We start from the raw sequence: 22,687 nt of genomic DNA, 5'->3' as shown, positions 1-22,687 counted from the left end.
CCTTGCAGCGGCGATCCAGGGTAGTGGTAATGACATTACCATCTTGATCTGTAATGCGTAATAGGCAAGCGGAGGTTTAGTGCCGATCGGCCTCTCGGCCGTTGACGACCGCGAAATTCACTGTGGCGGTGGCGGCGAGTTCGTCGTCGCCGTTGCCGAAGATGTCCACCTGGGTGACGACGGCACGCCGCCCGGCCCGCAGCACCCGGGCCACCGCCCGAGCCGAACCGGCGGTGATCGGCCGCAGGTAACGGATGAACAGGTCGGCGGTGGTCAGCCCGGCGCCGGCGGGCAGATAGTTCAGCCCCAGCTGTCCGCCGGCGACGTCGGCGAGCGTGGCCAGCAGCCCGCCCTGAACCGCCCCGGAGGTGTTGACCACCTGCGGGCTTACCGGCAATTCCATCGCGTATCCGTCGTCGGTAGCGGCATCCCGCAGCCCGATCTGGTCGAACAATTTGCCTAGCGTCGGCGCTGTCACCTCGCGCTCGTCGTCGGCGCCGAGCGCGCGAATGCAAAAGTCGTAGAGTTGCGCGGCGTCAATCGGCGCCCCGCTCAATTCGGCTCCCAGCCAATGCAATCGCTGTGCCCCTAGCACGGTCTGCATGACGATCGCAGCCGCCGCACTGGCGTCGATGCCGGGCCGGAAAACCCCTTCGGTTATGCCGCGCTGCACGATGTCGCGAATCAGCTGGTGCAGCGGCAAGAGAACCCGGGCGTAGTCGCGGGGGCGGGTTTCGGCGAGGTGCTGGTTGTAGAGGCTGAGCGCCCGGTTGAGGCTGTCCTGCCTAGTCGATTCGGGTTGTGCGCTGATGCGGTCGATCACCAGCTTCATCGCTGCGGTGCTGTCCAGCCCGGTGGTCTCGGCGCGCCAGGCCCGCGCCGTCTGAGCCATGGTCCTGTCGAACAGGGCGAGCAGCAACTCGTCCTTGCTGGCGAAATGCTGGTAGAACGCCCGCAGTGACGTCTTGGAGCGGGCGACCACTTCTTGGACCGTGAAATCGGTGCGCCCGGTTTCGCCGAGGATTTCCACCGCTGTCTTGATGAAGCGCTCGCCGCGCGTTACTTCGACTTCCTGGTCCGGGCCAGCCATCGCGCTCTCCTCTTCCGCCGCGCAACAAAGACGCTTCGAGAATGAGGTTACCGCAGGTACTGCTTATCTGGATATCGCTAGTTGCGGATCAGAAAGCCGCATGGCGCGAACGTCCAGCCGAATTTGCGCTCACGCGCCGTGTCATGCTTGTAGTCGTGGGGAAACTCACGCTCGTACGCCTCGATGGCTTCGTATGGCCCCGCACCCCATCCCGGCAGGACGGGGTGACCGTTGATGTTGGAGTCTTCGACGACCAAGTAATCGCCGGTGCCAAGCAGCGGACGTAAGAGTCTCATCTCAGACAGCACGTGCTTCATGGTGTGGTCGCTGTCCAGGATCGCGAAGGTCTTGCCGGGCAGTTCGGTTTTCAGGAGTTGGATTTTTTGGGCCACCATCGGATCCGTCGATGGTGATTTTACGAATACGATATCGGGATCGCGGCGAGCCGCGGGATCGACATGCTTATCGGTCACATCCACCGTGAGCACCTTGAACGGTTGGCCCAGCTGTCTCATGACGCTGGCGAAAAACAGGGCGGAACCGCCGAAAGCTGTTCCGAATTCGACAACCACCGACGGCTTCAGATCGGACAGGATTTCCTGGTAGTTCCACATGTCGCTAACCGACTTCAGGCAAGCGACACCCATCCACTTCGTTTTCAAGTGCACTGCGGTCCCGTAGTACCACTTGTGATACTCCCCAGCTGCCTCGTCTGTAGGGCGATAGATGACCGCCGCTATTTGGCTAATCAGCTGGCTGCCCAGTCCCATGCAAGTCGACGTTACACATCCCGCCACAGGCAGATCGGTGATCAGATAGAAGTCGTACGCACCAATGGGCCGCGACCCGTTCGTATTTCGTCCTCGCCTATGACGAGGTTCGAGTAGGGTAGCCGGCTATGGCGGCTCGCGACGATGCAGAGCAGGCAGGACCGCGCGGCGCGACAGAATGCACCGAACGCGTGACCCCGATGTCGGTCGAAACGCCGACTCGGCTGCTGTCTCGCCGATTCGTCGACGTGGTTATCGCCATCGGCGGCATGCAGCTGATGGTGACGATGGACGGCTCGATTGCGATCATTGCGCTTCCTAAGATTCAGCACGAGCTTGGTCTGTCCGATGCCGGACGCAGCTGGGTAATCACCGCCTATGTGCTGACCTTCGGCGGTCTGATCCTGCTCGGTGGCCGCCTCGGCGACGCCATCGGCCGCAAGCGCACGTTCATCGTCGGGGTTGCCGTGTTCACCGTCGCCTCGGCGCTGTGTGGCATCGCATGGGACGAGGCCAGCCTCGTGTTGGCCCGGTTGCTGCAGGGTGTGGCCGCCGGGATCTCCGCGCCGATCTGTTTTGCTCTGATCGCGACCATGTTTCCGAGGGGCCCGGTCCGCAACGCCGCTACGGCGGTGTTCGGCGCGACGGCCAGTTTCGGTTTGGTGGCAGGTTTGGTGGTGGGTGGGGCGCTCACCGAGTTGTCCTGGCGGCTAGCGTTTTTGATGAACGTGCCGATAGGGCTGCTGGTGATCTACCGCGCCCACGCAACGCTGAACGAAACCCAGAGCACACGGATGAAGCTCGACGTCAGTGGATCGGTACTGGCCACGCTGGTCTGTGGCGCTGCGGTTTTCGGCTTTTCGATAGGACCGGAGAAGGGGTGGCTGTCGCCCGCGGCCATCGGTTCGGGTGTGGTTGCACTGGGCGCTTTTGTGGCATTCGTCCTAGTGGAGCGCACGGCCGAGAACCCCATTGTGCCGTTCAGCCTGTTCGTCGACCGCAACCGGCTTCCCACGTTCGCCGCCATCTTCCTGGCCGGTGGGCTGCTGTTCACCGTGACGGTGCTGGTGGCGGTGTATGTGCAAGAGATCATGGGTTACAGCGCGCTGCGAGCGGGCTTCGCCTTCATCCCGTTTGCCGTTGCTGTGAGCGCCGGTGCGGGCACCTCGTCGCGGCTGGTGTCGTGGTTCCCGCCGCGGGTGGTGGTGATAGCCGGCTGCATCGTGGTGCTTGTCGCCATGCTGTACGGCTCGACGCTCAATCGCGGCGTTCCGTACTTCCCGAACGTGGTGGTGCCGCTCTCCGTCGGCGCGTTCGGTATCGGGATGATCGATGTCCCGCTTGCATTGTCGGTGATCGCCAGCGTCGGCGTCGACCGGATCGGGCCCACATCGGCGATCTCGCTGATGCTGCGGTGCCTCGGCGGACCGGTGGTGCTAGCCGTCGTCCAGGCCGCCATCACATTGCGCACGCTGCGCTTGGGCGGCATCAACCGGCCGGTGAAGGAGATGAACACCGCCCAGTTGAATGCACTGGACCACGGCTTCACCTATGGGTTGCTGTGGCTGGCCGGCGCGGCGGTCCTCGTCAGCGGGGTGGCGCTGCTCATCGGCTACACCGCGCAGCAAATTGCCCACGCGCAAGAAGTCAAGAAAGCCATCGACGCGGGGGAAATCTAGCTCGACGGCGCTACTGCTTCGTCGGATATGCGGGGATGACTCAGTAGTTGTTGCAGGTGGCTGCAATCTGCTGGATAACGCCAAAGTACGGCGAACCCTGAATCTGTTGGGCCATCTGTGCACGTCGACTCGGCGGCGCGGCGAGGAACTGACGCAACGCGGACTGCGCGGGCGGCGATGCGTTGAATTGCGCTGCAGCTTCCGGGTTCTCCGCGTTCAACGCCGCCACCGCCTGCGGGTAAGTACAGGTTGTGTTGACGATCGGGTCCAGAGCGGGGTCTGCGGACGCGATTCCGGCTCCGGCGGTCAAGGACAATGCCAGACCGCCAATCGCCACCGCCATCCTGGTCAACGACAGTTTCGTCATTTGTGGTCTCCTCCCAACTGATTCCACCGACTCTAACGGCTTGGCGCAAACCTTGCCTCGCCTTTTCGCAACCTCTAGATACCGACGGCGCCGAAGGCGCCGCGACGAAGGTCTTTCGGGCGTCAGCGCATAACCGCATGGTGCAACACTTGTGCAGCTAGACGTCACCGGCGTGGTGTTTGCCCTTTTGCGCGGCGATGCAAACATTCTGACAGGCAAACCTTTTGAAAATTCGATGCAAACAGCACTACCGCTCGCCCGCGTGGCAGCTATCGACGAGCGCGGGTCAGCCTCGTGCCACCGGTCTCGGGATGGGGGCCGTGATCGCGTCGTCGTCCTCATCCCTTAGCAATAAGGATCGAACCAGCGGACGCGGTCCGTACGGCCGAAGCAGGGCGCTTGCCGGGCGCTGGCGCACCACTTGCGGCCACCAGAACCAGCGTCCGAGCAGGGCGGCAATCGACGGCGTCATGAACGAGCGCACAACCAACGTGTCGAACAACAGACCGAGACCGATGGTCGTACCGACTTGAGCAATGATGGTCAGGTCACTGACTGCCATGGACATCATCGTGAACGCGAACACCAGGCCCGCGTTCGTCACGACCTTCCCGGTACCGCCCATGGCGCGGATGATGCCCGTGTTTATCCCGGCGGCGATTTCCTCTTTCATGCGGGATACCAGCAGCAGGTTGTAGTCAGACCCCACTGCCAACAGGATGATCACCGACATCGGAAGCACCATCCAGTGCAATCTTATCCCGAGAATGTATTGCCAAATTAGCACCGAAAGCCCAAAGGACGCCCCCAACGAGAGGGCTACCGTGCCCACAATAGCCAGCGCGGCGATAAAGCTCCGCGTGATGATGAGCATGATGATGAAAATGAGGCAGAGCGAGCCTACTCCCGCGATCAGGAGATCGTATTTGGAGCCGTCTCCCCAGTCCTTGTAGGTCGCTGCCGTCCCGGCAAGATAGATTTTGGCGTTGGACAACGGCGTCCCTTTGAGTGCCTCCTCGGCGGCCGTCTTGACCTTGTCGATACGTGCTGTGCCCTCGACCGACGCGGGATCGCCGCGCTGTGAAATTATGAACCGGGCAGACCTACCGTCGGGGGACAGGAAGGAACTCATCGCGCGTTTGAAGTCTTTGTTTTCGAAAACTTCCGGGGGCAGGTAGAAGGAATCGTCGTTCTTGGCGGCGTCGAACGCCTGGCCCAATGCCATGGCGTTATCGCTCATTTCGTCCATCTCGTTGAAGATGCCGGACATGGTGCTGTGCATCGTCAGCATCATGGTCCGCATGCTTTGCATGGTAGCGATCATGGTCGGGAAATTTTGAATCATCTGAGGCATCAGCACATCGATTTGATCGAGGTCCTTGATGAGGTCGCCCATTTTATCTGTGAGCTCGTCAACACCGTCGATTCCATCGAAAATGGATCTCAGCGACCAGCAGATCGGGATGTCATAGCAATGCTTTTCCCAATAGAAGTAGCTGCGGATCGGCCGCCAGAAATCTTCGAAATCCGCGACGTGATCACGCAATTCATCGGTGATGAGCTTCATTTCCTTTGTTTGGGTGATTGTGGAATGCGTGATGCTGTTCATCTGTTGCATGAGGCCGTACATGTGCTGCATGATGCCGATCATCTTCGCCATGTCGTCGGCCTGCTTGAGCATGTCGCTGGTGCGCGCCTTCACATACTGCATAACTTCTAGCTGGGTTGCATTTTGCAGACTTAGCAGGAACGGGATCGACGTGTGGCCGATCGGTGTTCCCTCGGGCCGGGTTATGCCCTGTACCCGGGAGATTCCCGGCACCCGAAAGACGCCCTTGGCTAGTTTATTCAGTACCAGAAAGTCCGCCGGATTACGCATATCGTGATCGGACTCGATCATCAAAATATCTGGCATCATTCGCGACTGGGAAAAATGCCGGTCAGCGGCCGCGTATCCCATGTTTGCGGGAAGGTCTTGAGGTATGTAGAGTCGGTCGTTGTAGCTCGTCTTATAGCCTGGCAGCGTCACTAGACCGATCAGCGCAATCGCGCAAGTGGCTGTCAGGATGGGCGCAGGCCAGCGGACAATCGCGGTGCCGACCCGGCGCCAGCGACGGACCCCGATCATGCGCTTGGGGTCGAATAGCCCAAAGCGGCTGCCCAGGCCGATAACTGCCGGGACCAGCGTCAGCGCAACGGCGACGGCAACAAACATGCCGATGGCGCAGGGGACGCCCATGGTTTGGAAGTAGGGCATGCGCGTGAAGCTCAGACAGAACAGTGCCCCCGCGATGGTCAGGCCGGAAGCCAAGACTACCTTGGCGACGCTGCCATAGGTGGTGTAGAAGGCGGTTTCCGGGTCCTCGCCGGCCTGTCGCGCCTCTTGATATCGCCCGAAGAAGAATATCGCGTAGTCGGTTCCGGCCGCGATGCCGAGGGACACCAGCAGGTTAATAGCAAACGTCGAGAGGACAAGAATATTGTTATGACCAAGAAACGCGACGATTCCGCGGGCCGCACCCAATTCGATCCCGACCGTGACCAATAGCAGAACCACGGTAATGACCGAGCGGTAGACCAGGAGCAGCATCGTGAAGATCATCGCGACGGTTACCGCGGTGATCTTCAAGATGGATTTGTTGCCGCTGTGCTGCATATCGGTGATAAGCGGCGCCGCGCCGGTCACGTAGGCCTTCACCCCGGGAGGTGGCGGCGTGCTATTGACGAGATCGCGGACGGCCGCGACGGATTCTTCGCCTAAGGGCGTGCCCTGGTTTCCGGCCAGGTTCAACTGCACATATGCGGCCTTGCCGTCGGGGCTCTGGGCGCCCGCCTGCGTGAGTCGATCTCCCCACAAATCCTGTACGTGCTGAACATGCTTGGAGTCGTCGCGTAATTTGCGAACCAACTCGGCGTAGTACTTGTGAGCGTCTTCGCCGAGCGGCTGTTGCCCCTCCAGCACGATCATCGCGAAGCTGTCCGAATCGGACTCTTGGAAGTCCTTGCCCATTCGCACCATGGCCTGGACCGACGGCGCGTCTTGGGGACTCATTGAGACGGAATGCTCTTGTCCGACTCGCTCGAGCGATGGAACCGCGAAAGTCACGAGCAATGTCAGAGCTACCCAACCCAGGATGACTAGCACCGAAAACCGGTGGATTGTCCGGCCTATCAAGGGGGGCCGGGCGTGTCCCGTGCTCATGCGGTGTTCACCAAGCACCCGCTTAGTCCTTGAGCAACAGGGAACGGACCAACGGACGGGGTCCGGCTGGTCGAAGTAATGCACTGGCGGGTCGGGGGCGCACTTGTTGCGGCCACCAGAACCAGCGTCCCAACAATGCGGCGACGGACGGCGTCATGAACGCGCGCACGACCAGCGTGTCGAAAAGCAGACCGAGGCCGATGGTGGTACCGAGTTGGCCGACGATGCGGAGGTCGCTGACCACCATGGACATCATGGTGAAGGCGAACACCAGGCCGGCGTTCGTGACGACCTTGCCCGTACCCGCCATGGCGCGGATGATGCCTGTATTTATCCCGGCCGCTATTTCCTCTTTCATGCGGGACACCAGCAGCAGGTTGTAGTCAGAACCCACCGCCAAAAGGACGATCACCGACATCGCCAGCACGACCCAGTGTATTTGGACGCCGAGAAGGTACTGCCAGACGAGCACCGACAGCCCGAACGATGCTCCAAGTGAGAGCGCCACGGTGCCCACGATCACCAGGGCGGCAATGAAGCTTCGCGTCATGATCAGCATGATGATGAAAATCAAGCAGAGCGCCGCGACGGCCGCGATCAACAGATCGTATTTGGAGCCGTCGATGATGTCTTTCACCATCGCCGCCGTGCCGGTGAGGTAAATCTTGGCGTCTTCCAGCGGTGTTCCCTTGAGTGCCTCCTCGGCCGCGGTTTTTATCGCGTCAACCCGTGAAACACCCTCAACCGTCGCGGGGTCGCCGCGCTGGGAAATGAGCATCCGGGTCGCCTTCCCGTCCGGCGACACGAAGACTTTCAAGATTCGTTGGACGTCTTTGTTCTTCAAGACTTCCGCTGGTAAATAGAACGAATCGTCGTTCTTAGCGGCGTCGAACGCCTTACCCATCGCCGTCGCGTTGTCGCTCGAGTCTTCCATTTGGTTGAAGATCCCGGACATCGTGCTGTGCATCGTCAGCATCATGGTCCGCGTGCTCTGCATAGTGGCGATCATGGGCGGGAACTGGGTCAGCAGCTGCGGCATGAGCAGATCAAGCTGATCGAGGTCCTTGACAAGGTCCTCGAGCTTGTCGCTCACCTCGTCAATCCCGTCGATGGAATCGAAGATGGATCTGAACGACCAGCAGATGGGGATGTCGTAGCAGTGCTTCTCCCAGTAGAAGTAGCTGCGGATCGGCCGCCAGAAGTCCTCGAAATCCGCAATGTGATCCCGCAGTTCTTCGGTGATGGCGACCATTTCGTGCGTCTCGCCGACCATGTGATGAGTGGTGGCGGTAAGTTGTTGCATCAACGCGTACATGCGCTGCATTAGACTGATCGTTGTCGCCAAATCATCGGCCTGCTTGAGCATGTCATTCATGCGGGCTTTCTGGAATTGCATATTCTGCAGCTGGCTCGCCTGTCCCATGCTCATCATGAAGGGTATCGACGTGTGTTGGATCGGTTCGCCAGTTGGCCGGGTTATGGCCTGCACACTGGAAATGCCCGGAACGGCAAAGACGCCCTTCGCCAGTTTGTTCAAAACCAACATATCTGCCGGATTGCGCATGTCATGATCGGCTTCGATCAACAGGATCTCCGGCGTCATCATGCGGGCCTGGGGGAAATGCCGCTGGGCAGCGGCGTATCCGAGATTGCCGGGAATGTCTTTGGGAATGTACTGCTGGTCGTCGTAGTTGGGTTTGTATCCGGGCAGCGCCAGCAACCCGATGAGCGCGACTGCCATTGTCGCGGCGAAAATGGGCGCGGGCCAGCGAACGATCGCCGTCCCTATCCGTCGCCATCCATGGCCCCTGACATTGCGCTTAGGCTCGAACAGCTTAAACCGGCTGCCGAGTGCGATAACTGCCGGAACCAGAGTGAGCGCAACCGCAACTGCGACGACCATGCCCACCGCGCACGGGACACCGATGGCTTGGAAAGCAGACAGCCGGGTAAAGCTCAGGCAGAAAAGGGCGCCGGCGATTGTCAGGCCGGAGGCCAGAACAACGCGCGCGACCCCGTGGTATGTGGTGTAAAAAGCAGTTATCCGGTCTTCGCCGGCTTGACGCGCCTCTTGATAGCGACCGAAGAAGAATATGCCGTAGTCGGTTCCAGCCGCGATTGCGAGGGACGTCAGCAGATTAACCACGTAGGTAGTGAGGCCACCAATAAGCTGATGATGACCGAGAAATGCGACTACACCACGGGCTACCTGCAGTTCTATCCCGACCATGAGCAATAGAACAATGACGGTGACAACCGAGCGGTAGACGAGGAGCAATGTCGTGAAAATGACGACGAGGCTTACCACGGTGATTGTGACGACGGTTCGATCGCCGCTGTGGCCCATATCCGCCGCGATTGCCGCCGGGCCGGTGACATACACCTTGAGCCCGGGCGGTGGCGGCGTGCGCGCCACGATGTTTCGGACGGCTTCGGTCGATTCGTTGCCTAGGGTTTGGCCCAACTCACCGGCGAGGTCCAATTGGACATACACGGCCTTGCCGTCAGCGCTTTCCGCGGCGCCCGCCGTAAGGGGGTCCCCCCAGAAATCTTGAATGTGCTGTACATGCTTTGGATCGTCCTTGAGTTGACGAATCAAGTGGCTGTAGTACTGATGCGCCTCATCGCCCAGGGATTGCTGGCTTTCCAAGACGATCATCGCCACACTGCCGGAAGTAGCTTCCTTGAAGTCTTCCACTACGCGGTTCGCCGCCTTGAATGACGGCGCGTCCGGAGGACTCAGCGACACCGTGTGCTCTTTTTCGACTTCCTCCAGTGACGGGACAGTGGCGCCCACGAGCAGGATCAGCGCAACCCACCCCAAGATGATCGGCACCGAAAATCGATGGATTGTCCGCGCTGCAAATGGCGGCGCGGTGTGCTGGTTGCCCTGGTAGATGTCGCTCATGCGGCCTTCAGCAGGCAGAAGGTAAAGGCGTTCACTTCGTGCGAAATGCGTTCGGCTTTGACTTCACCGTCGACGGTGATGCGGCAGCCGATGCTGTTGCTGTCGCCCTGCGCCACAACGCTACCCACCGCCGTCGCCTCGGTTGTTGCCATGTCCAACGTCCACGGCAAATGCGCCCCCTCGATTCGTTGCGGGTCGGCATTAACGTCGAAATAGCTGATGTCGGCCGTGGTTCCCGGCGGCCCGAAAATTTCGTACTTCAGGTGCTTGGGGTTGAACGGTTTGGTGTCGTTGACTTTGGTGTCGGCATACGAGGCCCGCTTCTCGTTGCCGAATATATTGTGGAGTCGTGTCACGGTGAAACCTCCGCCTGCGATGACTACAAGTATGACCAGCGGAATCCACACCCGTCTCAAAACGCTGAAAATCGCGAATCCTCTCCACCCGTTTCCATACCCGACGTCATGTCAGCTGGCCGCCCATGCAACTACACATCGGCCACGACACGCCAGACCGGCATCTCGAGTGCGGTGAGCGTCGCAGACCAGCCTGCGGCGATCACTTCAAACGAGCGGCCCCCGCGGGAGCGCGACCAGATCTTGGTGAGTAAACCATGCTGGCGGCCTCCATAACGGCTTGTTCTCAACGCTATATGGGATCGTAATGCATGGCACGTGCGTAACGGAGCAGTACGGCGTTACGCGGCTGTCTTGGGGTTGATCTGCCGCACTTTTTTAGTGCTTGACCAGCGCGCGGATAGGCCGGGCATGGAGTTCCGTTCTGGGCGGCTTCGCGCTTGAGGGGCAGCGCCACCCACCTCTCCTGCGCGGTATCCTCGGGGATCTCGATGCTGTAGCTGCCTTCGCCGCTGGATCCATGCGCGGTCGCTGCCGCCCTGCCTGGCGGTGTGCAGCTTGGCACGCAGCTTGGCATTGTCGCCCACCATGAACGTCGAGGAGAAAACCGAGCCGATCAGTGATTCCCAGACGGCAGTGCTTTTGCGGTCTGGAAGGTATGGCGGTGACGACGTCTACCCATTGATCATGCGACGGGTCAAGCGGGTCCAGCGACGGCGCCAAGCTTGCGATATGTCTCCGATTAGGTAATGTCAGCGAAACCGCCGGTCAAGACAATGGCGTGCGGGCACTTACCCAAAACTTCTGGGTTTCATGCCAATAGCGCGGGTATTGGGCTATGCTGCCGGGCGGCTGAACCGGGCGACACAACGTTCCACCTTCATTTCGCAGCACGGGCAAGGGAAGTGAAAGGCCAGGATTTCCGCGAATGAAACTTGTGTTGGCAAGTTATGGAACGCGCGGCGATATCGAGCCCAGCGTCGCTCTCGGCCGTGAACTGCTGCGCAGGGGGCATGACGTGCGCATGGCTGTCCCGCCCGACCTGCTTGGCTTCGCCGAGTCGGCGGGGCTCGCGGCGGTCACCTACGGGGTAGACACCCAGGCGCCGCTAGACGTGTACCGCGACTTCTGGACAGGTTTTTTCCGCAGGCCTTGGAGGGTCCCGGATCTGGTTCGATTGTGGCGCAAAGCGAGGGAGCTTGCGACCCGGTGCTGGGAGGAGGCGAGCACCACGCTGACGGCGCTGGCCGACGGAACTGACCTGCTCTTCACCGGCCTGGTTCTCGAGCAGCCCGCTGCCAACGTCGCGGAGTACTACGACATGCCGTTGGTAACGCTCCATTACTACCCGAAGCGGGTCAACGGCCAGCTACTTCCGTATTTGCCGGCCCGCTTGAACCGCTTGGTAGCGACGGCGAGCGAGTGGATGATTTGGCGCGCAAGCAAAAAGCTTGAAGACGCACAACGCCGGCAACTGAATCTGCCGAAAGCAACCCGCCCGGCGGCGCGACGGATTAGCGAACGCCGATCCCTGGAAATCCAGGCCTACGACGAGATCTGCTTTCCGGGTTTGGCGGCCGAATGGTCAGATTGGAATGGTCAACGGCCCTTCGTCGGCGCGCTGACGGTGGAGTTGCCGACGGATTCCGACGAGGAGGTTTTGTCATGGATCGCCGCGGGGACACCGCCTATTTTCTTCGGGTTTGGCAGCATACCGTTTGAATCTCCCGCGGACATGATCGGCATGATCAGCGCTGTCTGCGCGAAGTTGGGTGAGCGCGCATTGGTGTGCGCCGCCGGGGCAGACTTCGGCAGCGCCCCGCCAGTGGAGCATGTCAAAGTGGTCGACACGGTGAATTACGCCGCGATCTTTCCGGCCTGTCGTGCGATCGTCCACCATGGTGGCGCAGGGACTACCGCCGCGGCCCTGCGCGCCGGAGTTCCCCAGTTGATCCGGTGGATGGCGGCTGATCAGCCGTACTGGGCCGCTGCGGTCAAACGGCTGAAGGTGGGTACCGCCCGGCGGTTTTCCAGTACTACCCGGCGGTCGCTGATCGCAGACCTCCGCCGGATACTCGCCCCCGAATACAGCGCTCGGGCGCGCGAGATCGCCAGTCAGCTGAGCAAACCTGCCGAAAGCGTCGCGGCCGCCGCCGATCTCGTGGAAAATTTCGTCCGCCTCAAGCAAGTTCGCTGATGGGCGAGGGTGGAATGTTCGCTAGTCGATCTCGCCCGTGAGCCCGAACTCCGCCAGAGTCTGCGCAGCCAGCTCACGCAGTGCGGGCTTTGTGTTCTCGGCGCCTGGTTGGTATGCGACGACGGTGATGAAGACCTTGCCGCTTAGGCGCCCGGACAACACAGTCAGTTGGCCGCCAATTCGCTCAAGCCACTGTCGTGTTATGCGTTGCCCGGTTACGCGTGCGGCGGCGTACTCCGCGTTGCTGCCATCGAGGCGTGACAGCACCGAGCCGAGGTCGCCGAGAGTAGAACAGAAGACCGGGCGATCGGGGTCGGTGAACCCGGCATCGACCATCCTTTTCATCGCTCGTTTTGGTGTGAAGGGCGTGAGCCACAGCACTTGCGACGACTCGTCTGCCGTCTCCCGCACAGATTCCAGCGCCTCCTTGATGGCGGCACGGGCGTCACCCAAATCCGTTGTTATGTGGGTCGGGTCGACACTGACGCGCGCATACGACAATGCGAACGCGCGCGTGTCACCCTCGACTCGCTCGCTTATGGGCAGTTGCAATGTGACAACGCCGTCGCTGGCGCGTCGACGCCCGACGCGCTCTCCGAGCTTCACGGCCAGCCCCGCCGCCAGCGTGTTACTCGTTCCGCCAAGCACTTTCGCGCGGGAGTCCCATTCATCCAGGTCGATGTAGATGGTGATGGTAGGTACGACGACTACGTCATCTCCCTCGCTTCTGTGGAGTGCGACAGGTCGGGGTGCCGGTGACCGCGCAACCTCAAGCCGGCCACGACGGGCCAGTTTTGCCGCGCTGGCAACCGCCCGGACAACCTCGGGTATGTCCTGCGCTGTTTGGCGAGCATCCTGGACGACCGCGCGCAGTCGACTGCGCGAACGAGGCGGCGGGTAGCCGAGGTCGTGAGTGTTGCCCAAGATCGCGTCGGCAAGCACGAGGGCAAGCCCAAGGCCATCAATCAAGTAGTGGGCAAGCACCAAGCTGACCGCGGTCGAACCGTCCGTAAGTGGGAGCACACCGAGATGCCAACCAGGGCCCCGCTCTGGATCAACCGGTAGCTGTGAACGTTCATCAGCCCAGTCGCTGAGTTCCGCCCGGGGCCGGGCGCGTTGAACGACGTCGATGTCTGACGGTCCCCGATCTGCAACCCACCGATGGCGGCCGAATGGGAGCGGCGAACGCTCGATGCGCCGCCCCAACAACCCGTAACCGAGGTTGCGGTGAAAACGCCTTACCCCGTCGAGGTCGATGGCGTGCTCATAAACCCAGACGACTTCGATGACTACCTTCTGGCCTGCAGCCCGATGTCCCGCGAACAACGCTTGGTCCACCAAGGCGAGCCGATTGTCCGGTCGCGCAATGCTCTTGGGCGTGCGGCTGCTTAAGGATGCGCGTGCAGGACGTAACCGAATTGGCACCGATCAGCCTCCGAGGACACGGGATTCGCGCGTGACGCCCAGCGGGGTGTACACGTGGTCGTGAAAAGTGCCTCTGGGAGAGACGGCGTGGCCCTTAGTGGGGTCCGACCGATTCATGAGCTGAGAGTATCTGATTCGCTGTGCTGGCAGAGCGAGCGCCGATCGGTATCGGTCAGCCCGCGCGAGCGCTTTAGATAATCGAGTCCGGCACTCGCTGCGGGGGTCTACATTCCGGTTGACGGGTAGTTGGCGCATGGCGTCGTTACAGAAGGGGGAGCGTTGATGGCCACCACCATCGCACGCGCATTACGCGACGGCGTGCTTGAGCCCGTCACGAGGGCAGTCATTTATTCCGCGCAGAGACGGCTATATCGCTACCTGACTCGCCGGGTCGGTGACGATGCGGTGTTCCTCAACTACGGCTACGAGCAAGACCCGCCGATGGGCCTGCCACTGGACGCCGCCGACGAACCCGAGCGCTACCCCATCCAGCTGTATCACGCCACCGCCACCCAGGCCGGGGGACTCGCAGGCCAGCGCGTGCTGGAAGTAGGCTGCGGCCATGGCGGCGGCGCGTCCTATCTGACGCGTGCGCTGGCGCCGGCATCCTATGTCGGGATGGATGTCAACGCCGGCGGTATCGAGTTCTGCCGGCGCCGCCACCAGGTGCCCGGACTGGATTTCGTGCACGGCGACGCCGAAGATATTCCCTTTCCTGCCGAATCGTTCGACGCGGTCATCAATGTCGAGTCATCGCACTGCTACCCGCATTTCGACCGATTCCTCGCCGAGGTTTCCCGCGTGTTGCGCCCCGGCGGGGCGTTTCTTTACACCGATCTACGGCAGCGACTTGTGTGCGACCAATGGGAGGCGGACCTGAATAGCGCGCCCGGCCTGTACGTGGTGTCGTCGCGGATCATCGACGCCGAGGTGCTCCGAGGAATGACACTGAACTCGGAGCGAATGCAGGAGTCGATGGAAAACGTGGCACCGCACTTCCTGCGGCGTTGGGTGCGCGACATGCTCCCGGTGCACGGCTCGGCAATCTATCGGAACATCCAGAGCGGACGAGACTCATATCGGATGTACTGTCTGACTAAGGCGACGAACCGCCAAAGTGAGTGACGAGGAACATGGCCGGACTGACAACCACAACCAAGATTCGTTGGTCCATCCGATATGTCGCTTTTCTATTGCGTATCGGGAGTAGACACCCGTCTGTTCTGTGGCACTTTCTCACATGCAACGTGCGCTATCTTCTGGTTAAACTTGGCGTTCTGTCCGGTGTGGCAAGCCGCGTTGCGGAGGTTCGCGCTGCATTTGAGGAGCGAGCTGCGAAGGGTCAGTTCAAAGAACGATGGTTTGATATGAATGACGTGATCGTTATTCAATGGTGTGCTGTCTTTTCCAGAACTTTCGATCGCGTAGATCCCGTGCGGATCCTCGAAATTGGTTCCTGGGAGGGCCGCTCAAGCCTGTTTCTTTTGACCTACTTCACCCAAGGGCACCTAACCGCGGTAGACACATGGGCCGGTATCGACTATTACTTGTATAACGCAACCCCAGACGCGCGGGACCTGGAAGCTCGATTCGACGGCAATCTTTCCCTGTGCGCAGATCGCCTGACGAAGCGTAAGGGATCATCGCTGCAGGTGTTGCCGCAACTGCTGGATGAACAGCACGAATTCGATCTGATTTACGTAGATGGATCCCACTTTGCCGACGATGTTTTAATGGATGGGATCACCGCGTGGCGCCTGTTGAAGCAGGGCGGGGTAATGATCTTTGACGACTTTTTGTGGCCTTGCTATCCCCGCGCGCGGGCCAACCCCTGGTGGGCAATCGATCAGTTTTTGACATACCATGCCGGCGAATACAAAGTCCTGGCTGCGTACGACCAAATTATCTTGCAGAAGAAAACAAAGTTTGCGGATCGCGTGACTGCTGACCTCACCGCCGTTCAGTGGCAATGATTGCACGCGCGCAACAGACGAGTACGTGCTGAAGACAACGGGCGCTACCGCGACGTCGCCGCCCCAGCCCAACGTTGCCTGCATGACGAAAAATAACCCCCGCCATCGGTGGGGTTCGCCAGCGCGGCGGACTGCATATTCGCCACGTGTGCAAAAGGCCGCAAGACCAGTGGGTTTATTGAACTCAGTCGAATTAGGGCTATCGAAAAATAATTTGCTGAGTTTTGTCATCTGACGCGAACCCTCGATCAACTTGGCGTACCTTCTGCGCAAGGCCCCCACCTGGGAGCTACGAGGACACTGGCAAAAAGGGGGGAGCGGGTTGGAGCGGCTGATGGCCCGCGTTGACAAGTTTTGGCCTGCGTCGACGGCGTTCAATGACCGCGCCGCCCTGATCGGCACGACGCCCAGGGGCGCTAGCGGGCTCGGCGCATTGATACCTCGCCGCAGGGTCTGCACGGGTATCCCTGCGTGGCTCGTGCAGATTCGGAACCGGTGGCTCGATGCCCGCTGAGATCCCCTTTATCCGTCCGAGTTTTCCCACGCCGGCCGAACTTGCCGAGGAGTTCGACGAAATCGTCAACGCCAACTGGTACACGAACTTCGGGCCGAAGGAACGGCGATTCGTCTCGGCGCTCGGCGAGTATCTCGGGCCCGACCTGCACGTCGCCACCTTCGCAAACGGCACGCTGGCGCTCATCGCGGCGCTCCATGCCACCGTCGGCCCAGGGACGCGTGAACGCTATCTGCTGATGCCGTCCTTTACGTTCGTCGCTGTGGCGCAAGCTGCTCTGTGGGCCGGTTACCGGCCGTGGTTCATCGACATCGACGCCGACACCTGGCAGCCGAGTGCGCCCTCGGCGCGGGCCGTCCTGGAGTGCTCCCGCGACCTCATTGCCGGGATCGTGCTCCCCAATGTATTTGGCGTCGGCAACCCGGACATCGATGCCTGGGAGGCTTTCGCCGCCGAGTGGGACCTGCCGATCGTGCTCGACTCGGCCGCCGGCTTCGGTTCTGCCTACACCGACGGGCGGCGCCTCGGCGGACGCGGTGCCTGCGAGATCTTCTCTTTCCATGCCACCAAGCCGTTCGCGGTGGGTGAGGGCGGCGCGCTGGTCTCTCGTGACCCCCGGCTGGTCGAGCAAGCGCGCACGTTCGCCGACTTCGGCTTCACCGGGCGGCAATCCACGCAGCTCGGGATGAACGGAAAGCTGCCGGAACTCAGCGCGGCCATCGGCCTGCGCCAACTCCCTGGGCTCGACGATCGTTTGGCTAGCCGCCGCGCCGTCTTCGACCGCTATCGCGCCGAACTGACTTCCGTCGGTCTGCAGTTCCAGCCCAACGCGGATGCTTCCTCGGTCTGCTTCGCCAGCGCGTGCTGCGAGTCCGCGGACCACAAGGCCGCGGTGCTCGCCAAACTGCGGCGATATGCGATCCGTGCCCACGACTACTACAACCCCCCGCAGCACCTGCATCCATACTTCATGGCCAACCCCCAGATGGTGAGGTCAGCCGACCTCACCGTCACGGCGGATGTCTGCTCACGGATCGTCTCCCTGCCGGTTCACCATTACATGGCCCCGGACGACGTCGCACGTGTCGTTGCCGCGGTGCGGCGAGGCTCGCCGCTCGTCCGCGTGTCCGTTGGTCTGCGAACCGGTCGAAGTATCAGAGGCAACGACCGATACTCCGGTGCTTGTCAACGCGCACAGGAAGTGGAGGGATCGCAGCCGCGATGAAATTTGTGTTGGCGGCCTGGGGAAGTCGCGGCGAGATCGAGCCTTGCGCGGCCGTCGGTCGTGAGCTGCTGCGCAGAGGCCACGAGGTGTGCATGGCCGTCCCGCCTGACTTGGCCGGCATTGCCGAGGTGGCCGGGATTGCGGCGGTCCCGTATGGGCTTGAGATGCAAGCGGTGATTGACGCATACCGCGACTTCTGGACGAGCTTGTTTCACAGCTTCTGGAAGATTCGGGATGTCATCAGGTTGGGACGCGAGGTGGTGGAACCCGGTAAGCGGTGCTGGGAGGACATGAGCAGGACCTTAACGTCGCTGGCGGACGGGGCCGACCTGCTGTTCACCACCCTGTCTTTCGAGGACGCCGCAGCCAATGTCGCGGAGTACCACGACATTCCGTTGGCCACGCTGCACTGGTTTCCGCTGCGGCCCAACGGCCAACTCCTACCATTCCTACCAGCGGGCTTGGGCCGCTCCGCGATGAAAATGTACGAATGGCTGACGTGGCGCATGACGACCAGAAAGCTCGAGGACGCGCAGCGTCGTGAACTCGGTTTGCCGAAGGCGACGACCCCCGCCCCGCGACGGATGATCGAACGTGGATCACTGGAAATCCAGGCCTACGACGATGTTTGCTTTCCGGGACTGGCCGCCGAATGGGCGAAATTCGACGGCCAGCGGCCTTTTGTCGGCACTCTGACGCTGGAGTTGCCCACAGATGCGGATGACGAGGCTTTGTCGTGGATTGCCGCGGGGATACCGCCGATTTTCTTCGGGTTCGGCAGCATCCCGGTTGCGTCTGCTGCAGACACGTTGGCCATGATCAGCGGCGCTTGCGAGGAGTTGGGCGAGCGGGCGTTGGTTGGCGCCGGCTGGAGTGACTTCAGCGACGTCCCTCATTGGGAGCACGTCAAGGTGGTGGGCGAGCTGAATTACGCGGCGATCTTTCCTGCCTGCCGTGCGGTCGTGCATCGCGGCAGCTCAGGTATCACCGATGCGGGCCTGCGCGCTGGGGTGCCAACATTGATCCTGTCGACCGATCTCAACCAGACGCTCACAGGTGCGATGGTCAAACGGCTGAGAATAGGCAGGGCGCGGCGCTTTTCGACCACTACTCGCGAATCGTTGGTCGCTGACCTGCGGACGATCCTCGCCCCGGATTACGTTGCCCGGTCCCGCGAATTCGCCAGGCGGATGACCAAATCAGCCGAAAGCGTCGTGGCCGCCGCCGATCATCTGGAAAACTTCGCACGCTTGCGGCAGGTCGGCTGATCGGCGAAGGTGGCTCAGCGCGCCGACCGGTGCCAGGCGGCCGCCAAAATGTTTGGCGAAGCTCGCTGCGACATGGGCTTTGAATTAGCGAGAGCCCGCACGCTGAAAAGCTGAGCGGTCGATACCGGCGAGATTGCTCGCCGTCGTGCGGCGCAGGGGCGTAAGTCACCAGTATTTTGGGTACCGGAAAACCCGCGGCGAGCATGCAGCTTGAACAAGGGGAAATCCGATGAAGCGAGCGCTCATAACTGGGATCACCGGGCAGGACGGCTCCTACCTTGCCGAACTGCTGCTCAGCAAAGGATATGAAGTCCACGGACTCATCCGGCGAGCTTCGACATTCAACACCTCGCGGATCGATCACCTCTACGTTGATCCGCACGATCCCGGCGCACGATTGTTCCTGCATTATGGGGACCTCAGTGACGGCACCCGGTTGGTGACGTTGCTCAGTACCATCGAGCCCGACGAAGTGTATAACCTTGCGGCGCAGTCGCATGTGCGCGTGAGTTTTGATGAACCCGTACAAACCGGCGACACCACCGGCATAGGATCCATGCGACTGCTGGAAGCCGTTCGCCTGTCGAGGGTGCAATGCCGCTTTTATCAGGCATCGTCGTCTGAGATGTTTGGCGCGTCTCCACCACCACAAAGCGAGCAGACTCCCTTCTACCCGAGATCGCCGTATGGCGCCGCCAAGGTCTACTCCTACTGGGCAACGCGCAACTATCGAGAGGCGTACGGATTGTTCGCGGTGAACGGCATCTTGTTCAATCACGAGTCACCCCGCCGCGGCGAGACATTCGTGACGCGCAAGATCACCCGAGCTGTCGCTCGGATCAAAGCCGGCGTCGAGTCACACGTCTACCTGGGCAATCTCGACGCCGTTCGCGACTGGGGGTACGCGCCCGAATACGTCGAAGGGATGTGGCGGATGCTGCAAGCCCCCGAGCCGGACGACTTCGTGCTGGCTACGGGACGCGGCTACAGCGTGCGTGAGTTCGCTCAGGCCGCATTTGAGCATGCTGGGCTCGACTGGCAGAAGCACGTGATGTTCGATGAGCGCTATCTACGGCCGGCAGAAGTCCACTCGTTGATCGGTGACGCCACTAAGGCGGCCCAATCGCTCGGGTGGAAGGCGGCCGTGCACACCGACGAACTGGCGCGGATCATGGTGGATGCGGACATTGCGGCACTCGAGTCCGACCGCAAGCCACGGGTTGACGAGCCTTCGCTTCCCGGTTGGAGCTAGCACGAGATGGATAGGTCATTCGGCGTCCTCGACCGTGCATCTCCGGTGTATATCGCTGGGCACTGCGGGCTGGTCGGATCCGCGCTGATGCGCAAGTTCCACGCCGAGGGATTCACCAATCTCGTTGTGCGATCACATCGTGAACTCGACTTGACGGATCGCGACGCGACGTTTGACTTCGTTCTCCAGGCGAAACCCCAAGTCATCATCGATGCTGCGGCCAAGGTCGGCGGCATAATGGCCAATGACACCTATCCGGTCGATTTCCTGTCGGAAAACCTGCAGATCCAGGTCAACCTGCTCGATGCTGCGGTCGCCGCGCGCGTACCGAGGCTACTTTTCCTCGGATCTTCTTGCATATACCCGAAGTTCGCCCCGCAGCCGATCAAGGAGACCGCACTGCTTACCGGCCCGCTGGAGGCGACGAACGACGCATACGCGATTGCCAAGATTGCCGGACTACTCCAGGTGCGGGCGGTCAGACGTCAGTACGGGCTTGCATGGATCTCGGCGATGCCAACCAACCTGTATGGACCTGGCGACAATTTTTCCGCGTCCACGTCGCATCTCTTACCGGCGCTTATTCGCCGTTATGAAGAAGCCAAAGCCAGCGGCGCGCCGGAGGTGACCAACTGGGGCACCGGGACTCCACGGCGAGAGCTGCTGCACGTCGATGATCTGGCCAGCGCCTGTCTGCACCTTTTGGAACACTTCGACGGACCGAACCAGGTCAACGTAGGGACCGGGATCGACCACACCATAAGCGAGATCGCCGACATGGTGGCCAAAGCAGTCGGCTACAACGGCGAAACCCGCTGGGACCCAACCAAACCAGACGGAACTCCACGCAAACTGTTGGATGTTACGGTTTTGCGGGAAGCGGGATGGCAACCCAGAATCCCGCTGCGCGCTGGCATCGAGGCAACGGTGGCTTGGTACCGCGCGAACATCGGTGCGTCGAGGCAATGAGGATGAGGCAAAGGCTCATCGGTATCGCACTGAAGTTGGTCCGCAGTAGGAACTCGCTAGAACCCAACCGCCTCGCCGCTGCACACGGCTGGTTCCGCGGCATGCACCTGGTTTCACCGCCCGCAATTGCCAAGCGACGTCACCTGCTCAACACGCTGAAAGCGCGAGGGCACAGGATCTTCGTCGAGGCCGGCACGTACAAAGGTGAAACCACCGCATTTTTCATACCGCATACGGATCAGGTGTTCTCAATCGAACTCCATGACGAGCTCTACGCCGCGGCCCGGCAGCGGTTCGCCGGTCACCCCAATGTCACAGTCATCCACGGTGATTCGCTCATCGAGATTCCGAAGATCGTCGCGAACTGCTCGACCCCTCCGCTGGTCTACCTAGACGGGCATTTCTCGGGCCCCGGAACAGCCGAAGGCCAGGAGACGGAGCCTGCGGAGTCGACGCTGCGGCGCCTCGCCGACGTAACTCCGGCAGGCAGCACCATCGTGATTGATGACCTACGACTCTTTGGCTCCGGACTCGCTGGATTTCCCCAGCTCGACGCGATCACGGCAGCCGCACGCTCGGCATTCCCCACCGCAGTGATACGTGCCGGCCTGGACTCGATCGTCGTCGAGATCCCTGGACAAAACGATTGAATTCAGCGCCCGGCGGCGAATCTCGAGTCAGCCGGCGAACCCTCGCGTCGATCTCCCCGACGCGATATTCGGGTGTTAGTGTTATGCAATGCATTTGTTGGACCGTGCTCGATTGATCGCCCGTGGCGCTGCTTTCGAGGTATCGCGGCGCTATTCTGAGCGGAACTGGAAGCGTCAGATTGCCCAGCAGCTAGAAACGCATCGCGTAAATGCCGTTTTGGATGTAGGTGCCAACTCAGGACAATACGCCTCCAACCTCCGCAAGGCGGGCTACGAGGGTCGTATAATCTCATTCGAACCTCTGTCGGACCCATTTTCCATTTTGGAGAGCAGGACATCGAAAGATCCGCTTTGGGAGTGCCGACGCCATGCACTGGGCGATGTTGATGGAACGATCTCCATAAATGTCGCAGGCAATGCTGGGCAGAGCAGTTCCGTCCTACCTATGCTGAAGAGTCATCAAGATATCTATCCGCCAGCAAATTATATCGGAGTCGAAGATGTGCCAATACATCGACTTGATTCCGTTGTGTCGGAAATTCTCAGGCCGAATGATGTAACCTTTCTTAAGATTGACGTTCAGGGATTTGAACAGCAGGTGCTCGCCGGTGGCAAATCAACCGTGGGCAACCATTGTGTCGGCTTGCAACTCGAACTGTCGTTCCTGCCTTTGTACGAAGGCGGCATGCTCGCTCGTGAGGCGCTCGAACTCGTACATTCTTTGGGTTTCACGCTGACGGGATTGCTGCCCTGTTTCACCGATCTCCGCAACGGCCGAATGCTGCAGGCCGATGGGATCTTCTTCCGCGAAGACGATTGACCGGAAATTTCGCGAGCTTCGT

Annotated in this window: 16 protein-coding genes and 1 pseudogene; 10 read left to right on the top strand and 7 right to left on the bottom strand. The window is 60.9% G+C overall.

The window, feature by feature from the left end; all coding sequences use genetic code 11:
* Positions 1-76: 76 nt before the first annotated feature.
* Both AWC14_RS00415 and AWC14_RS00410 read right to left on the bottom strand, forming a co-directional pair.
* Positions 77-1,090 (bottom strand): hotdog fold thioesterase, encoded by a 1,014-nt coding sequence (locus AWC14_RS00415; RefSeq protein WP_045384036.1) that lies wholly within the window; start codon positions 1,088-1,090, stop codon positions 77-79.
* Positions 1,091-1,167: 77 nt separating this feature from the next.
* Positions 1,168-1,860, bottom strand: coding sequence for a rhamnosyl O-methyltransferase (locus tag AWC14_RS00410; RefSeq protein ID WP_045384034.1), 693 nt, complete (start codon positions 1,858-1,860; stop codon positions 1,168-1,170).
* Between the two features lie 128 nt (positions 1,861-1,988).
* Between AWC14_RS00410 and AWC14_RS00405 the strand changes: the two genes are divergently transcribed.
* On the top strand, positions 1,989-3,539 hold the full coding sequence (locus AWC14_RS00405; RefSeq protein WP_081968314.1) for an MFS transporter: 1,551 nt from the start codon (positions 1,989-1,991) through the stop codon (positions 3,537-3,539).
* Between the two features lie 40 nt (positions 3,540-3,579).
* Here AWC14_RS00405 and AWC14_RS00400 read toward each other — a convergent pair whose 3' ends face one another.
* The 4 genes from AWC14_RS00400 to AWC14_RS00385 all read right to left on the bottom strand — a co-directional run bounded on the left by AWC14_RS00400 (position 3,580) and on the right by AWC14_RS00385 (position 10,432).
* Positions 3,580-3,906 carry a hemophore-related protein gene (locus AWC14_RS00400; protein ID WP_045384032.1) on the bottom strand — a complete coding sequence of 109 codons (327 nt, stop codon included), beginning with the start codon at positions 3,904-3,906 and terminating at the stop codon, positions 3,580-3,582.
* 286 nt (positions 3,907-4,192) lie between these two features.
* Complete coding sequence (locus AWC14_RS00395; protein ID WP_057003301.1) at positions 4,193-7,108, bottom strand: MMPL/RND family transporter; 2,916 nt, start codon at positions 7,106-7,108, stop codon at positions 4,193-4,195.
* Positions 7,109-7,130: 22 nt separating this feature from the next.
* Positions 7,131-10,016, bottom strand: coding sequence for an MMPL/RND family transporter (locus AWC14_RS00390; RefSeq protein WP_045384030.1), 2,886 nt, complete (start codon positions 10,014-10,016; stop codon positions 7,131-7,133).
* On the bottom strand, positions 10,013-10,432 hold the full coding sequence (locus AWC14_RS00385; protein ID WP_045384029.1) for an MmpS family transport accessory protein: 420 nt from the start codon (positions 10,430-10,432) through the stop codon (positions 10,013-10,015). Before AWC14_RS00385 ends, AWC14_RS00390 begins: the two co-directional genes overlap by 4 nt.
* Positions 10,433-11,300: 868 nt before the next feature.
* Here AWC14_RS00385 and AWC14_RS00380 point away from each other — a divergent pair.
* Positions 11,301-12,569, top strand: a complete 1,269-nt coding sequence (locus AWC14_RS00380) for a glycosyltransferase (protein ID WP_057003300.1) — start codon at positions 11,301-11,303, stop codon at positions 12,567-12,569.
* Between the two features lie 21 nt (positions 12,570-12,590).
* Here AWC14_RS00380 and AWC14_RS00375 read toward each other — a convergent pair whose 3' ends face one another.
* Positions 12,591-13,994 (bottom strand): hypothetical protein, encoded by a 1,404-nt coding sequence (locus AWC14_RS00375; protein WP_045384027.1) that lies wholly within the window; start codon positions 13,992-13,994, stop codon positions 12,591-12,593.
* A 282-nt stretch (positions 13,995-14,276) separates the two neighbouring features.
* Between AWC14_RS00375 and AWC14_RS00370 the strand changes: the two genes are divergently transcribed.
* From AWC14_RS00370 to AWC14_RS00330, 8 genes and pseudogenes are all read left to right on the top strand, one after another.
* A complete protein-coding gene (locus AWC14_RS00370; protein WP_081968313.1) occupies positions 14,277-15,119 on the top strand; it encodes a phthiotriol/phenolphthiotriol dimycocerosates methyltransferase in 843 nt (280 codons plus the stop codon).
* Positions 15,120-15,241: 122 nt separating this feature from the next.
* On the top strand, positions 15,242-15,967 hold the full coding sequence (locus AWC14_RS00365; RefSeq protein WP_235216027.1) for a class I SAM-dependent methyltransferase: 726 nt from the start codon (positions 15,242-15,244) through the stop codon (positions 15,965-15,967).
* 503 nt (positions 15,968-16,470) lie between these two features.
* A pseudogene (locus tag AWC14_RS00355) lies at positions 16,471-17,583 on the top strand (DegT/DnrJ/EryC1/StrS family aminotransferase); the annotation flags it as partial.
* A 119-nt stretch (positions 17,584-17,702) separates the two neighbouring features.
* Positions 17,703-18,974 carry a glycosyltransferase gene (locus AWC14_RS00350; RefSeq protein WP_057003299.1) on the top strand — a complete coding sequence of 424 codons (1,272 nt, stop codon included), beginning with the start codon at positions 17,703-17,705 and terminating at the stop codon, positions 18,972-18,974.
* Positions 18,975-19,203: 229 nt separating this feature from the next.
* Positions 19,204-20,226, top strand: a complete 1,023-nt coding sequence (gene gmd, locus AWC14_RS00345) for a GDP-mannose 4,6-dehydratase (protein WP_045384022.1) — start codon at positions 19,204-19,206, stop codon at positions 20,224-20,226.
* A 6-nt stretch (positions 20,227-20,232) separates the two neighbouring features.
* Positions 20,233-21,195, top strand: a complete 963-nt coding sequence (locus AWC14_RS00340; protein WP_045384019.1) for a GDP-L-fucose synthase family protein — start codon at positions 20,233-20,235, stop codon at positions 21,193-21,195.
* 101 nt (positions 21,196-21,296) lie between these two features.
* On the top strand, positions 21,297-21,845 hold the full coding sequence (locus tag AWC14_RS00335) for a class I SAM-dependent methyltransferase (protein WP_045384016.1): 549 nt from the start codon (positions 21,297-21,299) through the stop codon (positions 21,843-21,845).
* Positions 21,846-21,933: 88 nt separating this feature from the next.
* Entirely contained in the window at positions 21,934-22,665 is a 732-nt protein-coding gene (locus tag AWC14_RS00330; RefSeq protein ID WP_045384013.1) for an FkbM family methyltransferase, read from the top strand.
* The last annotated feature ends 22 nt before the right edge of the window (positions 22,666-22,687 follow it).

Source organism: Mycobacterium kyorinense, assembly GCF_002101735.1.
GTDB lineage: Bacteria > Actinomycetota > Actinomycetes > Mycobacteriales > Mycobacteriaceae > Mycobacterium > Mycobacterium kyorinense.
The sequence above is the reverse complement of the archived record's forward strand: the minus strand, read 5'-3'. Positions and strand labels throughout refer to the sequence as shown.